Source organism: Roseovarius halophilus (ex Wu et al. 2025) (assembly GCF_047086965.1).
The window spans coordinates 1-267 of sequence record NZ_JBKOTX010000641.1; the positions used below are offsets into that span (position 1 = coordinate 1).

Below are 267 nucleotides of genomic sequence, written 5' to 3' on the forward strand. Positions count from 1 at the left end.
GTTGATGTAGTCGTCCCCGGCATTGCCGCGGACGAGGTTGTCGGTGGTGTCGCCGGTGAGGTAGTCGTCCGCGCTGCCGCCCTCGAGGTTCTCGAAACCGGTGAAGCTGTCGCCGGCGGCATGGCCGCCACTGGCGGTGCCGTTGTAGAGCTTCACGGTGACCCCTGTGCTGTCCCCGGCATAGCTGAGCATGTCGGTGCCGTTACCGCCCAGGATATTGTCGGCCCCGTCGCCGCCCTCGGCGGTATCGTCCCCGCTGCCGACGTT

The 267-nt window shown here is 67.4% G+C and carries 1 pseudogene; it reads right to left on the reverse strand.

Annotated elements, in window-relative coordinates:
- Positions 1-267, reverse strand: a pseudogene (locus ACH107_RS33855) (calcium-binding protein); the annotation flags it as partial.